Annotated in this window: 1 pseudogene; it reads left to right on the top strand. The window is 65.7% G+C overall.

The window, feature by feature from the left end:
- Window positions 1-127 precede the first annotated feature (127 nt).
- Window positions 128-650: pseudogene (locus DEQ92_RS21270) on the top strand (hypothetical protein); the annotation flags it as partial.

Here is a 650-nt window from a genome sequence, read left to right as displayed (position 1 = left end):
GGATCATAGACGAGGAACTCGACGGCGGGGAAGTGATCACAGACGATGCGGATTCGGGTCCGGATTCGCCACCTGACTCGGAGGCGGACTGAGACCCGAGCGATACGCAACTCAGGAGTTAGATAAGATGGCTAGCGCAACAGCGACACAGGACGCAGCGATACGAGAACTACTCGACCGAGCGCGGCGCGGACAGACCGACATCGTCGACGACGACACCGCCGCCGACCTCGTGCGGGAAGCCGAACGCGACCTCTACGAGGGTGCATCCCGCGACGAAGTCTACGAGGCGCTCATCAACGTGACGACCGCCCGGATCGAGCGCGATCCCGCGTACAAGCGCGTCGCGGCCGTGCTCCACCTCGATCGGTACTTCGACGAGGTGACGGGCCAGGAGCCGATCGACCTCCTCGGAACGGAGAGCGAGGACACCACAGACGACACGGGCACGAGCTACCGTGACGGCGCGGCCGACTACGACGCGCTGTACCGGGACACGTTCGTCGCGAACGTCGAGCGCGGCGTCGAGGAGGACCTGCTGGACGAGCGGATGACCGACGGTCGGTTCGAGCTGGACGAACTGGCGGACGCGCTCGTGCTCGACCGCGACGAGACGTTCGAGTACCTCTCGGCGTCGACGCTGACCCAGC

It is taken from the genome of Haloferax sp. Atlit-6N (assembly GCF_003383195.1).
Lineage (GTDB): Archaea > Halobacteriota > Halobacteria > Halobacteriales > Haloferacaceae > Haloferax > Haloferax gibbonsii.
Note: the sequence above shows the minus strand (reverse complement) of the source record. Positions and strands in the feature narration are given on the sequence as shown.